The following is a 14,088-nucleotide window of genomic DNA, read 5'->3' as shown; positions in this document are numbered from 1 at the left end:
TCGGAAGGAGGTCTGGTGCGGGTCGTGATCCCCGGGGGGAACGGGAAGACCGGGCGGGCGGTGGTCGGGGCGCTGCGGGCGCGCGATGTCACCGCGGTCCCGCTGGGGCGCGGCGACGTCCCGGGCGTGGCCGACGCCGCCTACCTCATCGCGCCGAACATGCACCCGGACGAACCGGCGCTGGTCGCGGGCCTGCTCGACGCGTTGCGCGCGGCCGGCGTGAGCCGGGTCGTCTACCACTCGGTGGCCTCGCCGTACGCCCCCGACATGCCGCACCACCTCGGCAAGGCCCGCGCGGAGGACCTGGTCCGCCGCAGCGGGTTGAGCTGGACGATCCTGCAGCCCGGCCCCTACCTGCAGAACCTCGACCTGACCGCACCCGTCCGGGTGCCCTACGACGTGCACGCGGTCTTCGGGTTCGCCGACCTGCGCGAGGTCGCCGAGGCCGCCGCGACCGTGCTCACCGAACCGGGGCACGAGGGCGCCACCTACGAGCTCGCGTCGCGCACCGCGACCGTCGCCGGGCTCGCCGCCGAGGCGGGCGCCACCGCCGAACGCGTGCCCGGTCCGTCCGGGCTCGGCCCGTGGTTCGACGCGATGTTCGCCTACTACGACCGGCACGGCCTGCCCGTCGGGACCCGTACCCTCGCCGCGTTGCTCGGTCGCGGCGCCGCCGCGGGCCCGTCCGACACACGGCCGACACCGCCGTGACGCATCCGGGCGCGCACGCCGACACGGGCTCCGCGCGATTCGGCAAGATCTGCCAGCGATCCAGTCCGCTTTCCGTCTCCGACGACGGTGAGACGCGCGGGACGCCGCTCCTAGGTTGCTCGGCATGAGGGTCCTGGTGGCGCTGGGCGGCAACGCGATGACCGCCGCCGACGGCCGCGCCCGGCCCGAGGACCAGGTCGCCGCCGCCCGGGTCGCCGCCGCCGCGGTCGCCCGGCTGCTCGCCGACGGCGTCGACGTCGTGATCACCCATGGCAACGGCCCGCAGGTCGGGAACCTGCTGGTCAAGAACGAGCTCGCCGCCTCCGTCGTCCCGCCGGTCCCGCTGGACTGGTGTGGCGCCCAGACCCAGGGGACGCTCGGGTTCGTCCTCACCACCGCGCTGGACGCCGCGCTCGCCGCGGCCGGTGTCGCGCGCCGCACCGCGGCCGTGGTCACCCGGACCGTCGTCGCGGCCGACGACCCCGGCTTCACCCGCCCGACCAAGCCGATCGGGCGGTACCTGCCCGCCGCCGAGGCCGCGGTGCTGATCGAACACGGCCAGACCTGGGAGGAGCGGGGCGAGCGGGGGTGGCGCCGGATGGTCGCCTCCCCGGAACCGCTGGAGATCGTCGACGCGGCCGCCGCCCGGGCGCTGGTCGACGCCGGGTTCGTCGTGATCGCCGGTGGCGGGGGCGGCATCCCGGTCGTGCGCGCCGCCGACGGCACGCTGTCCGGCGTCGAGGCCGTGATCGACAAGGATCTCGGGGCCGCGCTGCTCGGCGGGGCCGTCGGTGCGGACGTCCTGGTGATCGCCACCGACGTGCCCCGGGCCGTGCTCCGCTTCGACACCCCGTCCGCCGAGCCGCTGCGTGTCGTCGGCACCGCGACGATGCGCGCGCACGCCGCCGAGGGCCACTTCGCCGGCGGCTCGATGGGCCCCAAGGTCGACGCCGCGTGCCGGTTCGTCGAGGCCGGCGGGACCCGGGCCGTCATCACCGACCTCGACCACATCGCCGACGCGATCACCGGCGACGCCGGCACCGTGATCGTCCCGTCCTGACCCCTACGGAAGGAACCCCGCCATGCCCGAGGCCATCGAGGTGCGCAAGATCCCGATCCACTCCGTCGCGGACGCGAGCGAGCTGTCGGCGCTGATCGACTCCGGTGTCCTGCACGCCGACCGGGTGATCGCGATCATCGGCAAGACCGAGGGCAACGGCGGGGTGAACGACTACACCCGGATCATCGCCGACCGCGCCTTCCGCGAGGTCCTGGTCGCCAAGGGCGCGCCGGCGGAGCAGGTGAGCCAGATCCCGATCGTCTGGTCCGGTGGCACCGACGGCATCATCAGCCCGCACGCGACGATCTTCGCCACCGTCCCGCCGGAGGACGTCGTCCCCAGCGACGACCTGCGGCTGTCGGTCGGGTTCGCGATGAGCGAGCAGCTCGCCCCGGAGGACATCGGCCGCACCCCGATGATCACCAAGGTCGCCGACGCCGTGCAGGTCGCGATGAAGCGCGCCGGGATCACCGACCCGGCCGACGTGCACTACGTGCAGACCAAGACCCCGCTGATCACCATCCATACCATCCGGGACGCGAAGTCCCGCGGGAAGACCGTGTTCACCGAGCACACTCTCGAGTCGATGGACGTGTCCAACGGCTGCACCGCGCTGGGCGTCGCCGTCGGGCTCGGCGAGATCGAGATGCCCTCCGACGACGACGTCATGAACAACCGCGACCTCTACTCGGCCGTGGCGTCCTGCTCGTCCGGGGTCGAGCTGGACCGGGCCCAGGTCGTCGTGGTCGGCAACGCCCGCGGCGTCGGCGGCCGCTACCGGATCGGGCACTCGGTGATGACCGACGCCCTCGACGCCGACGGCATCTGGAACGCGATCCGCGACGCCGGACTGGAGCTGCCCGACCGCCCGCACACCTCCGACCTCGGCGAGCGCCTGGTCAACGTGTTCCTCAAGTGCGAGGCGTCCCAGGACGGCACCGTGCGCGGCCGGCGCAACGCCATGCTCGACGACTCCGACGTGCACTGGCACCGCCAGATCAAGGCCGCCGTCGGTGGCGTGACCGCGGCCGTGACCGGCGACCCGGCGGTCTTCGTGTCGGTGTCGGCGGCCCACCAGGGCCCCGAAGGCGGCGGCCCGGTCGCCGCCATCGTCGACCTGGGCTGACTCGACCCGGACCCCTTTCCCGGAACGGATCGCGTCCATCGCCGAAGGGTTGTGGGGGACGGTTGCGGGGCCGTCACCGCGCCTGCGCCCGGAAGCGCAGGCTGCCCGGTTCGGCGAGCACTGCGTCGTCCGGCCCGGGGTGCACGCCACCGTGCGTGAGAACGATGCGTCGGGCCCCGCACCGGCACCGCTGGTAGCCGACGACGCCGTCGGTGCTCCGGTGCCGGGAGACCGTCTCCCACTCGTGGTCCAGGGGTGCGCTCATGAGGGCGACCCTGATGTAATGGTTCAGTGCACATCAACCCTTACGGCCGGGATCCGGTGCTGCTCGCCGCGGACCTGGCGAACTCGCCGCCGTCGTCGGTCGCGGAGCTGGCCGATCGGTGCGCCGCCGCGGGCCTGGCGCGCGAGTGGGAACCGGGGCCGGCCGACCTGGTCGCGGTCCGGGGGCTGCTGGAGCGGTGGACCGCCGTCGTCGATGCGGGGTCGGCCGCGGAGCGGGCCCGCCTGCTCAACGCGCTGCTCGCCGAGGGGGCGGGGCCGCCCCGGCTGACCGACCACGACGGGGTGTGGCACCTGCACCACCGTGACGACGGCCTCGGGCTGGCCGGAGTGCTGCACGCCCTCATCCCGATGGGTACCGCCACCCACCTGACGACCCGGGGGATGGACCGGCTCGGGCGCTGCGCGGCCGCGGGCTGCACCCGGATCTTCGCCGACGTCTCCCGCAACGGCCGGCAGCGCTACTGCAGCGCGCGGTGCGGGAACACCGACGCCGTCCGGCGGCACCGCGGACGGCGGTCGACGGACGCGGCATGAACGCAGCGGACGGCGGTCGACGGACGCGGCATGAACGCAGCGGACGGCGGTCGACGGACGCGGCATGAACGCAGCGGACGGCGGTCGACGGACGCGGCATGAACGCAGCGGACGGCGGTCCCCTTACGCGGCGTGAGCCGTCTCTCTCCTTCACTCGTCCGGGTGAATCCCGGGCTCGTGATATCGGAGGGGCGCCCGGCACGCCCGGGCGTGTGTCCTGGGTCATCGTCGCAGGCTCCGGGCCTGAAATCAGGTGCCCCGCGCAGGTAGTGTGCCGTTCCGACCAGCGCCGCGGGCGCGCCACCCACGCACTGCCCGCGGCACCAGGACAGCACCCGGCGGCTCCTCATGTGGAGCCGGGACAGGAGGTCGGCGTGGCCCTCGTCGTGCAGAAGTACGGCGGATCCTCGGTCGAGAACGCGGAGCGCATCAAGAAGGTCGCCGAGCGGATCGTCCGGACCCGCAAGGAGGGACACGACGTCGTCGTCGTGGTGTCCGCGATGGGCGACACGACCGACGAGCTCACCGACCTCGCCGAGCAGATCTCCCCGAAGCCCCCGCTGCGGGAGATGGACATGCTCCTCACCGCCGGCGAGCGGATCTCCAACGCCCTGGTGGCGATGGCCATCCACTCCCTGGGCGCGGAGGCGCGGTCGTTCACCGGCTCGCAGGCCGGCATGCTCACCACCTCGCGGCACGGCGACGCCCGGATCACCGAGGTGAACCCGTACCGCCTGCGTGAGGCCCTCGACGAGGGGCACATCGTCCTCGTCGCCGGCTTCCAGGGCATGAGCGCGGACTCGAAGGACGTCACCACGCTGGGCCGCGGCGGGTCGGACACCACCGCGGTGGCGCTGGCCGCCGCGCTGAACGCGGACGTCTGCGAGATCTACTCCGACGTCGACGGCGTCTACACCGCCGACCCGCGGATCGTGTCGAAGGCGAGCCTGCTGGAGACGGTCACCTACGAGGAGATGCTCGAGCTGGCCGCGTCCGGGGCGAAGGTCCTGCACCTGCGCGCCGTCGAGTACGCCCGCCGCTACGGCGTCCCGCTGCGGGTGCGCAGTTCGTACAACGACAAGCCGGGCACGCTGGTCTCCGGCTCGATCGAGGAGATCCCGTTGGAGAATCCGATCATCACCGGCGTCGCGCACGACCGGTCCGAAGGCAAGATCACCGTCACCGGTGTCCCGGACACTCCCGGCATGGCCGCGAAGATCTTCCGCACGATCGCGGACGCGGAGATCAACATCGACATGGTCCTGCAGAACATCTCCAACGTCTCCGGCAAGACCGACATCACGTTCTCGCTGCCCCGCAGCCACGGCGACACCGCCGTCTCGGTGCTCGAGGGTGCGAAGTCCGAGATCGGGTTCGCCGAGCTGATCTACGACAACGACATCGGCAAGGTGTCGCTGGTCGGCGCCGGGATGCGGAACCACCCGGGCGTCACCGCGAAGTTCTGCGAGGCGCTCTCCGCGGCCGGCATCAACATCGAGATCATGAACACCTCCGAGATCCGGATCTCGGTCATCTGCCGCTCGGACCAGTTGGACGACGCGGTGACGGCGCTGCACGAGGCGTTCGAGCTGGGTGCCGACGACGACGCGGTGGTCGCCGCGGGAACGGGCCGGTGAACGAGATGGCCATGCAGAAGCCCGTCCTGGCCCTGGTCGGCGCGACCGGCGCCGTCGGCAGCACGATGATCGAGATCATGGACTCCCGCGAGTCCGTGCCGTGGGGCGAGATCCGCCTGATCGCCTCCGCGCGCAGCGCGGGCAAGGTGCTGCGCGTGCGCGGCGAGGACATCACCGTCCTGGAGCTCGCACCCGAGGTGTTCGACGGCGTCGACATCGCGATGTTCGACGTGCCGGACGAGGTCAGCGCCGAATGGGCGCCGATCGCCGCCGCCCGCGGGGCCGTCGCGGTCGACAACTCCGGCGCGTTCCGGATGGACCCCGACGTGCCGCTGGTGGTGCCGGAGGTCAACGCGGACAAGGTCACCGACCGTCCGAAGGGGATCATCGCCAACCCGAACTGCACGACGCTGTCGATGATGGCGGCCATGGGTGCGCTGCACCGCGAGTTCGGGCTGGAGTCCCTCGTCGTCTCCTCCTACCAGGCGGCGTCCGGCGCCGGTCAGCCCGGCATCGACCAGCTGCAGGCCGAGATCTCCGCGCTGGCCGGCAAGAACGTCGGGAACGTCTCCGGCGACGTCGCCGAGGTGCTGAAGGCCGCCGGCGTCCCGGTGGGCGGCGACTCGCCGTTCCCGGCCCCGCTGGCGCTCAACGTCGTGCCGTGGGCCGGTTCGCTCAAGGACGACGGCTGGTCGTCCGAGGAGCTGAAGGTCCGCAACGAGTCCCGCAAGATCCTCGGGATCCCGGAGCTGAAGGTCTCCGCGACCTGCGTCCGCGTCCCGGTGGTCACCACGCACGCGCTGGCGATCCACGCGACGTTCTCCCGGGACGTCTCGGTCGATGCCGCCCGCAAGCTGCTCGGCGACCAGCCGACGATCGTGGTGAAGGACGACCCGGCGAACGGCGAGTGGCCGACCCCGGCCGACGCGGTCGGTGGCGACCCGACGGTCGTGGGCCGGATCCGGCAGTCGCTGGACTTCCCGAACACCCTCGAGCTGTTCGTCTGCGGCGACAACCTGCGCAAGGGCGCCGCGCTGAACACCTACGAGGTCGCGGAGACGGTCGCCGCCGCCGGCTGACCCGCAACTCCCACCCGGCCGCCGCCCGCCGATCCGCGGGCGGCGGCCGCGCGCATTCGTGCCCGGTGCGGGACCGCTCAGGGCAGCCGCAGGGTGGCGACGATCGCGCGGTGGTCGCTGCCGGGGACCAGGCGTGTCTCGAACGACTCGGCGACGATCGGCTTGGTCGCGATCACGTGGTCGATCTGCGGACCCAGCCACGCCGGCGCCCAGGTCGGCCAGGTCCCGGTGAGACCGTTCCCGGCCTGCGACCCGGCGTCGCGGCACCCGGCGATCGCCTCGCGGAAGACCGAGTGGTCGAGGGTGGCGTTGAAGTCCCCGGCGATCACTGCGGGCCCCTCGCCCCGGCACCACTGCGGCAGCACGCCGAGGTCGGCGCGCCAGGTCGCGACCGAGCGCGGCATCGGCGCGACCGAGTGGAACGCGACGAACCGCAGGTCGCCGAGGCCACCGCCGGTGGCCTCGATGTAGGGGAAGCGGACCTCGTCGCCGACCCGGAACCGCACGTCTCCCAGCCGCTCGGCGACGATGATGGTGTTCCCGGTGACGTCACGCGCCCGGGTCGAGTTCGACGCCTCGACCCGGTAGCCGTGCGGCTCCAGGTACGGGGCGAGCTCGCGGGCGAACCGGCCGCCGGACTCCGGGATCGACACGATGTCCGGGTCCTCGGCGATGATCAGCGCGGCGAGCGAGTCGGCGTCGGCGCGTCCCTCGTAGACGTTGGCCGCGAGCACCTTCAGCGTCGAACCGCCCGCCGGGGCCGCCTCGGCGACGGTGCGCGGCAGGACCAGGGACGCCCCGACGACCCCGACCAGGGCCAGGACGGCGGGGACCGGCCAGAACCGCCGGTTCATCGCCGTGATCAGCAGGCCGACGAGCGCGAGCACGCCGACGCCCGCCACCACGACCGGCCGGAACGCGATGAGTTGCGCGAACGGTGAGCGGGTGTCGATCCCGAGCCGGTCGGGAAAGGTCGCCACGGACGCTCCGGCGCCCAGGACCACCGCGAACGTCCAGCGCACCACGCCGAACCGGCGACGGCGACGGGCTCGTGGCCGGCGGATCGGCTGGGTCTCGGCCTCGGAATGGGGCGGGGCGCTCACAGGAATCCAGTCTGCCCGAGCGGGGTCCCGCGGCGTCGGCATCCCGGCGTGAGATGCGCCGATCGCCTGTGGACCCTCTCAGCCACCGGCTTGCGCCGGAGGCTCCCGGTCGTTCCGCCGCATCAGGAGAGCCGCACACCCCGCCAGCACGATCGCCACCGACCCGCTGGCCACGATCGCGACCGCGGGGGAGGCGGCGTCGACCAGGAACCCGGACAGCGGCGCGGCGATCGCGAGCCCGATCGTCGTCGCCGAGCCCTGCAGCCCGGTGACCAGGCCGCGCACCGCGTCGGGCGCGAGTTCGGAGACGGTGTCGCTGCCCGCGGCCAGGGTCGGTGCGACCAGCAGCCCGGCCGGGATCACCAGGAGCAGCAGCGTCCACCAGGACCCGGCCAGCGCGACCGGCAGGGTCACCACCCCGAGGATCGCCAGCAGCAGCGGCAGCGGCGCCGCGCGGCGGGCCGCACCGTAGAGGAAGCCGCCCACCAGCGAGGCCCCGCACCAGGCGGCGTTCACGACCGCGATCGCCCACGTCTGTCCGCTCCCGGTCAGCGACGCGATGACGGCCATCTCGGTGCCCATGATGGCGATGACGGCGGCCGTCACCGCCAGCAGTGCGCCGACCAGCGGCCGGTTCAGCCAGCTCCGCAGCGGTGGGCGGGCCACGGTGCGTCCCGGCGCCGCGCCGTCCGCGCGGACCGGCGGGTTCAGCCACCACAGCGCCACCCCGGCCAGCACGAACCCGGCGCCGATGATCCGCATCGCGGTCCCGCTGCCCAGCCACACCGTGAGCAGCGAGCCGAGCGCGGGCCCGGTCATGTAGGAGATCTCGACCGACATCGAGTCCAGCGCGAACGCGGGTCGCCGGTGCCCGGCCGGGACCACCGCGGCGAGGACCTGCCGGATGAGCGAGAAGACCGGCAGCGTCAGCACCCCGGCGACGAAGGCCGCCGCCAGCAGACCCGGGTAGCCGAGCTCCGGCGCGAGCGTCCAGAAGACCAGCCCGGCCGTCGTCGTCAACAGCAGTACCGGCCGCAGGCCGTACCGGTCGATCACCGACCCGAGCAGCGGGGCGCCGATCGCCATTCCGGTCGGGACGGCCGCCGCGACCAGGCCGGCCGCGGCGAAGCCGTACCCGAGGGTCAGCACCGCGTGCAGGGTCAGCGTGACCCCGACGGCGGTGGCCGGGATCCGCGCGGCGACACCGATCGCGGTGACGGAGCCGACCCCCGGACGGCGGAGCACGTCGGCGAAGGCGGCGACCCCCGCCCGGGGCACCTCGGTGTCGGTCACGGCTCCATCCTGCATCCCGGCACCGACAGTTCCGGCGAGCGGGCGGTGGGGAGGCGTTTGACGGGAGAGGAGCCGGGAAACCGAGAACTCCGACGCCCGCACCCACCACGTTCAGGAGGCACGGCCGTGACCACCACGCCACAGCCCAGGCCCACCACGACCGACTCCGGCAGCCCGGTCGCCAGCGACGAGCACTCGCTCTCGATCGGCGCGGACGGTCCGCTGCTGCTCAACGACCACTATCTGATCGAGCAGATGGCCAACTTCAACCGCGAGCGCATCCCGGAGCGCCAGCCGCACGCCAAGGGTGGTGGTGCGTTCTGCCGGTTCGAGGTGACCGGGGACGTGTCGCAGTACACGAAGGCCGCCTTCCTGCAGCCGGGCGCGGAGACCCGCGGCGTCATCCGCTTCTCCACCGTCGCGGGCGAGCGGGGCAGCCCGGACACCTGGCGCGACCCGCGCGGCTTCTCCCTCAAGCTGTGGACCGACGAGGGCACCTGGGACATGGTCGGGAACAACACGCCGGTGTTCTTCGTCCGCGACCCGATGAAGTTCCAGCACTTCATCCGCTCGCAGAAGCGCCGGGTCGCCAACAACCTGCGCGACCACGACATGCAGTGGGACTTCTGGACGCTGTCCCCGGAGTCCGCGCACCAGGTCACCTGGCTGATGGGCGACCGCGGTGTGCCGAAGACCTGGCGGCACATGAACGGCTACTCCAGCCACACCTACAGCTGGGTGAACGCGGCCGGCGAGATGTTCTGGGTGAAGTACCACTTCAAGACCGACCAGGGCGTCGAGTGCCTCACCCAGGCGCAGGCCGACGAGCTGGCGGGGTCGGACGGGGACTACCACCAGCGCGACCTCTACGACTCGATCGAGGCCGGCAACCACCCGTCCTGGACGCTGAAGGTCCAGATCATGCCGTTCGCCGACGCCAAGACCTACCGGTTCAACCCGTTCGACCTGACCAAGGTCTGGCCGCACGGCGACTACCCGCTGCAGGAGGTCGGGCGCCTGACCCTCGACCGCAACGTCGACGACTACCACGCCGAGATGGAGCAGGCGGCGTTCGAGCCGAACAACCTGGTCCCCGGGACCGGGCTGTCGCCGGACAAGATGCTGCTGGCCCGGGGGTTCTCCTACGCCGACGCGCACCGCGCCCGGCTCGGGGTCAACTACAAGCAGATCCCGGTCAACGCGTCGCGCGCGGAGGTCAACAACTACGCCAAGGACGGCGCCATGCGGATCACGAACACCCGTGACCCGATCTACGCGCCGAACTCCTACGGCGGGCCGCAGGCCGACCCGAAGCGGGTCGCCGAAGCGCTCTGGCACGCCGACGGCGACATGGTCCGCTCGGCGTACACGTTGCGCGAGCAGGACGACGACTGGGGCCAGGCGGGCACGATGGTCCGCGAGGTGCTCGACGACGCGGCCCGCGAGCGGCTGGTGGACAACGTCGCCGGGCACCTGTCCGACGGCGTCACCGAGCCGATCCTGCAGCGGGCGTTCGAGTACTGGCGCAACGTCGACAAGAACATCGGCGACCGGATCGAGCAGGCCGTCCGCAACGGCGGCTGACGCCGCTCGTGAGTGGTTGTCGTGGCTCCGGCCGCGACAACCACTCACGAGTCCGGGCTACTCCGCCCCGGCGGGTCCGGCCGGGCCGGCGTCCGCGAACCGGCGCACGTCGACGAGGAGCACGACGGCGGCGCCGGCCAGCGGCAGCACCGTCAGCTGCCACAGGGCGGCGCCGGCCCAGCCGGCGGCCGTGACCAGCGCACCGAACAGGTACCCCGCGAACGCGGCGGGGACGTGGAACGCGGCGATGAACACGCCCGAGGCCCGTCCGGCCATCGGGGGACGCACGGCCCGCTGCATGGCGGCGTGCAGGGTCACGAACAGCACGCCACCGGCCACCGCACCCTCCGCGAACGACAGCCCGAGCTGCCCGCCGAGATCACGCGGGCCGTGGAACAGCAGCCGGCCCACCCCGGCGCCGGCCACCAGGGCGACCGCGACGACCACACGTGGGTCCCACCGGTCGGCGAGCCGGCCCGCGGGCAGCGCCACCAGCGCGCCGAGGCCGAACACGCCCGCGGCGGACGCGGTGGCGGCGGGGCCGAAGCCCAGCTGCTCCTGCAGGAACGTCGGATAGAGCGCGATGTAGCCGTAGGTGGCCACCCCGACGATCGCCGCGGTGATCGAGATCAGGACGAGGTTGCGGTTGTACAGCGACGCCGGGACGTGCGCGACCGTCTCCTCCGGGAGCTCGTCGGACGTCGGCTCGGGCTGCTCGGTGAACCGCCGGCTGACGAAGGTCGCCACCACCACGACCAGGACGAGCCCGAGCATGCCGTACACCCAGAACGGCGCGGTCCAGCCGCCGAGGGCACCGGCGAGCTGCACACCGAGGACGGGGCCGAGGAAGCTGCCGATGCCGTAGGCGACGGTCAGGCCGCCCAGGGCGAGCGCGCGGTGCGCGGCGAAGTAGGCGCCTACCGCGGCGAACAGCGCCACGTTCTGCAGCGCCTCGCCGACTCCCGACAACGCCCGGTAGACCGCCATGTCACCCACGCCGGTCGCGACGGCGGTGAGCACGGTGCACCCGGCGAAGACCAGGATCCCCACGGCCATCACGGCGCGGCGGGAGAGCCGGGCGAGCAGGTAGCCGGCCGGGATCCCGGCCAGCCCGACGCCGAGCGTGGAGACGGTGGCCAGGAAGCCGCCGGCGCCCAGGCCGAAGCCGAGGTCGGCCCGGATCCCCGGCAGGAGCACCGGGAACACCTGACGGCCCATCCCGTGCAGCCCGTAGGCGATCGCGAGCACACCGAAGGTGCCCACGGCCACGGCGCGGCTCAGCCGGGGAAGCGCGTCCGGGGCCGGCACCCGCCCGGCCGGGAATCGAGGCATCGTGTCTCCCCTCGTCGCCGTCCCGGCGATCGGAGGCAGGAGACCCTAGAAACGATCGTTGCAATGCGCAACTCAACGGCCGGCCCCGCGTGGTGCGCACGGCCTAGGCTCGGCCCGTGGAGATCTGGCACAACCCGCGCTGCTCGAAGAGCCGCGCCACGCTCGCCCTGCTGCAGGAGCACGGCGTCGAGCCGGCGGTGCGTCGCTACCTCGACGACCCGCCGTCGCGGGCCGAGCTGGAGGCCGCGCTGGCCGCGCTCGGCACCGACGACCCGCTCGCGCTCACCCGGACCGGCGAGGCCGCGTTCCGCGAGCAGGGGTTGAAGGGGGCCGACCGGGAGACCCTGCTCGACGCGCTGGCCGCCGACCCGCGACTGATCGAGCGGCCGCTGGTGCGCGACGGCGACCGGGCCGTCCTCGGCCGGCCGCCGGAGAACGTGCTGCCGTTGCTGGAGGGTTAGCCCAGGGCCCTCCGCACGAAGTCGACCTCGGTGGCGATCAGGTCCAGCTGGTCGGACACCACCAGCGAGCCGTGCCCCGCGTCGAACCGGCTGACCTCGTAGGCGACGTCACCCCGGGCGGCCAGCGCGTCCAGGTAGTTGTCGATCTGCCGGATCGGGCAGCGCGGGTCGTTCTCCCCGGCCAGCACCAGCACCGGCACCCGGACGGCGTCGACGTAGGTCAGCGGCGAGGCCTCCCGGTAGCGCTCCGGCAGCTCCTCGGGCGACCCGCCGAACAGCGCCCGGTCGAACGCGCGCAGCTGCTCCATCTCGTCGGCGTAGGCGGCGAGATAGTCGGCCACCGGCACCCCGGCGACGACGGCGGCCCACCGCTCCGGCTGGGTACCTGCGGCGAGCAGCGACAGGTACCCGCCCCAGGACCAGCCGTCGACGGCGCAGCGGGCGGCGTCCACGGTCCCGTCGGCGACCAGCGCGTCCTGCACGGCGGCGACGTCGGCCAGCTCGGTCAGCCCGGGGCGGCCCTCGATGGCGTCCCGCCAGGCCGAGCCGTAGCCGGTCGACCCCCGGTAGTTGATCTCGACGACGGTGAACCCGGCCTCGACCCAGGTGGCCCGGCCGGCGTCGAACCGGTCCTCGTCGGCGGCGTGCGGGCCGCCGTGCAGCACGAACACCGCCGGCGCCGGGGCGTCACCGGTGCGCGGGGCCTCCACGACGAGGGCGTGCACGTCGCCGCCGGGGCCGGCGGTCCACACGTCGCGCACCGGCAGCGAACCGGGCGGGCGCTCGCCGGGCGGTGCGAGCAGCAGCTCGTCGGTGCCGTCCGGGCGCAGCGCGCGGATCACCGACGGGGTCGCCGCGGACGACGCCGAGTACTCGACCGTGCCGTCGTCGCGGACCTCGGCCGAGCCGACGCAGCCGGGAGCCACCGGGAGCTCGGTGAGCGTCCCCGGGGCCAGGTCGTAGCGGTACAGCCGGGTGCGGGCGGCATGCGTGTGCGCGACCAGCAGCGCCGAGGCGTCCGGGGTGAAGCCGGCGACGAGCTCGCCGGGCAGGTCGAGCGCCAGCTCGGTGACCTCGCCGGTGGCCGGGTCCCAGATCAGCAGCTCCTCGCGGCCGTGGCGCTCGTGCGAGACCAGCAGCCGCTGGTCCCCGGCGACGGGGGCGAACTCCAGCGCGGCCAGGCCCTTGCCCGGCCCGTCGTGCAGCTCCGCGACGACCTCGGGGTCGCCGTCGGAGACCCGCAGCACCCGCAGCGACGGGTGCCGGGAGTCGCCGTGTTCGGAGTGCGAGATCGCGAGCAGGGTCTCGTCCTCGGACAGTGCGCCGATCCCGGCGTCCTCGGTGTGGGTGTAGACGACGCGGGCGTCGTCGGCGGAGCCGCGCTCGTGCACCAGCAGGGTGGTGCCGTCGTCGGTCGAGACGCCGACGGCGGTGCGCCGGCGGCCGATCTCGAGTCCGGCCGGGTAGCCGTCGCCGGCTCCGGGGACCGCGGGCGTGGTGTCCGCGCCCGGCCCCGCCGACCACGGCTGGGTGACCCAGTGCCCGAACTCGTCGCCGTCGGTGTCGGCGAACCACCAGACGTCCGCACCGTCCGGCGGCAGGACGGCCGAGGTGGTGCCGTTGCGGCGCGCGGTGACCTGCCGGTGCTCGTCGGCGTCGCGGTCCCAGACGTGGATCTCGAAGGTGCCGGTGGCGTTGGAGACGTAGACGTTGTGCGCGGGCGCGTCGAGCGCCCAGGACGGCCGGGACATCCGCACGGCGGTGAACCGGGACCGCCAGCGCTGCTCGCGCTCGTCGTCGAAGAGCTTGCCGGGCACGGGAGCGATCGGGTGCGACGTCACGCACCCGATCGTGCCGAACGCGGCAGCCGGATTCACCGGGCG

The 14,088-nt window shown here is 73.4% G+C and carries 13 protein-coding genes; 8 read left to right on the top strand and 5 right to left on the bottom strand.

Going from position 1 to position 14,088, the window contains the following annotated elements:
- Nucleotides 1–15: 15 nt before the first annotated feature.
- The 3 genes from WIS52_RS11115 (at nt 16) to bar (ending at nt 2,897) form a co-directional block, all read left to right on the top strand.
- Nucleotides 16–711: an SDR family oxidoreductase gene (locus tag WIS52_RS11115; protein WP_349298098.1), complete on the top strand. Its 696-nt coding sequence runs from the start codon at nt 16–18 to the stop codon at nt 709–711.
- 124 nt (nt 712–835) lie between these two features.
- Complete coding sequence (locus WIS52_RS11110) at nt 836–1,771, top strand: carbamate kinase (RefSeq protein WP_349298097.1); 936 nt, start codon at nt 836–838, stop codon at nt 1,769–1,771.
- 22 nt (nt 1,772–1,793) lie between these two features.
- On the top strand, nt 1,794–2,897 hold the full coding sequence (bar, locus tag WIS52_RS11105) for a barbiturase (protein WP_349298096.1): 1,104 nt from the start codon (nt 1,794–1,796) through the stop codon (nt 2,895–2,897).
- Between the two features lie 73 nt (nt 2,898–2,970).
- Here the strand turns inward: bar and WIS52_RS11100 are convergent, their stop codons facing one another.
- Nucleotides 2,971–3,162: a hypothetical protein gene (locus WIS52_RS11100; protein WP_349298095.1), complete on the bottom strand. Its 192-nt coding sequence runs from the start codon at nt 3,160–3,162 to the stop codon at nt 2,971–2,973.
- Nucleotides 3,163–3,188: 26 nt separating this feature from the next.
- Between WIS52_RS11100 and WIS52_RS11095 the strand changes: the two genes are divergently transcribed.
- The 3 genes from WIS52_RS11095 to WIS52_RS11085 all read left to right on the top strand — a co-directional run bounded on the left by WIS52_RS11095 (nt 3,189) and on the right by WIS52_RS11085 (nt 6,432).
- Nucleotides 3,189–3,716, top strand: coding sequence for a CGNR zinc finger domain-containing protein (locus tag WIS52_RS11095; protein WP_349298094.1), 528 nt, complete (start codon nt 3,189–3,191; stop codon nt 3,714–3,716).
- Nucleotides 3,717–4,090: 374 nt separating this feature from the next.
- The gene (locus WIS52_RS11090; protein ID WP_349298093.1) at nt 4,091–5,353 is read left to right on the top strand and encodes an aspartate kinase; all 1,263 of its coding nucleotides are present in this window, start codon (nt 4,091–4,093) and stop codon (nt 5,351–5,353) included.
- A gap of 5 nt (nt 5,354–5,358) precedes the next feature.
- Entirely contained in the window at nt 5,359–6,432 is a 1,074-nt protein-coding gene (locus WIS52_RS11085; protein ID WP_349298441.1) for an aspartate-semialdehyde dehydrogenase, read from the top strand.
- 77 nt (nt 6,433–6,509) lie between these two features.
- On the opposite strand, the gene WIS52_RS11080 is transcribed toward WIS52_RS11085, so the two are convergent.
- A complete protein-coding gene (locus WIS52_RS11080; protein WP_349298092.1) occupies nt 6,510–7,535 on the bottom strand; it encodes an endonuclease/exonuclease/phosphatase family protein in 1,026 nt (341 codons plus the stop codon).
- Between the two features lie 78 nt (nt 7,536–7,613).
- Complete coding sequence (locus WIS52_RS11075; RefSeq protein WP_349298091.1) at nt 7,614–8,828, bottom strand: MFS transporter; 1,215 nt, start codon at nt 8,826–8,828, stop codon at nt 7,614–7,616.
- A gap of 126 nt (nt 8,829–8,954) precedes the next feature.
- On the opposite strand from WIS52_RS11075, the gene WIS52_RS11070 reads away from it, so the two are divergent.
- Complete coding sequence (locus tag WIS52_RS11070; protein ID WP_349298090.1) at nt 8,955–10,412, top strand: catalase; 1,458 nt, start codon at nt 8,955–8,957, stop codon at nt 10,410–10,412.
- A gap of 57 nt (nt 10,413–10,469) precedes the next feature.
- On the opposite strand, the gene WIS52_RS11065 is transcribed toward WIS52_RS11070, so the two are convergent.
- Nucleotides 10,470–11,744: an MFS transporter gene (locus tag WIS52_RS11065; RefSeq protein ID WP_349298089.1), complete on the bottom strand. Its 1,275-nt coding sequence runs from the start codon at nt 11,742–11,744 to the stop codon at nt 10,470–10,472.
- Nucleotides 11,745–11,860: 116 nt separating this feature from the next.
- Here WIS52_RS11065 and arsC point away from each other — a divergent pair, with 116 nt between their 5' ends.
- A complete protein-coding gene (gene arsC / locus WIS52_RS11060) occupies nt 11,861–12,205 on the top strand; it encodes an arsenate reductase (glutaredoxin) (protein WP_349298088.1) in 345 nt (114 codons plus the stop codon).
- On the opposite strand, the gene WIS52_RS11055 is transcribed toward arsC, so the two are convergent.
- Nucleotides 12,202–14,046, bottom strand: a complete 1,845-nt coding sequence (locus WIS52_RS11055; RefSeq protein ID WP_349298087.1) for a prolyl oligopeptidase family serine peptidase — start codon at nt 14,044–14,046, stop codon at nt 12,202–12,204. The two genes, arsC and WIS52_RS11055, sit on opposite strands and share 4 nt — an antisense overlap.
- Between the last annotated feature and the right edge of the window lie 42 nt (nt 14,047–14,088).

The organism is Pseudonocardia nematodicida (genome assembly GCF_040105385.1).
Taxonomy (GTDB): Bacteria; Actinomycetota; Actinomycetes; order Mycobacteriales; family Pseudonocardiaceae; genus Pseudonocardia; species Pseudonocardia nematodicida.
Note: the sequence above shows the minus strand (reverse complement) of the source record. Positions and strands in the feature narration are given on the sequence as shown.

Coding starts and splice junctions, on each gene's coding strand:
- WIS52_RS11100 (WP_349298095.1), bottom strand. CDS start 3,162: ATGAGCGCACCCCTGGACCACGAGTGGGAGACGGTCTCCCGGCACCGG.
- WIS52_RS11110 (WP_349298097.1), top strand. CDS start 836: ATGAGGGTCCTGGTGGCGCTGGGCGGCAACGCGATGACCGCCGCCGAC.
- WIS52_RS11065 (WP_349298089.1), bottom strand. CDS start 11,744: ATGCCTCGATTCCCGGCCGGGCGGGTGCCGGCCCCGGACGCGCTTCCC.
- bar (WP_349298096.1), top strand. CDS start 1,794: ATGCCCGAGGCCATCGAGGTGCGCAAGATCCCGATCCACTCCGTCGCG.
- WIS52_RS11085 (WP_349298441.1), top strand. CDS start 5,359: ATGGCCATGCAGAAGCCCGTCCTGGCCCTGGTCGGCGCGACCGGCGCC.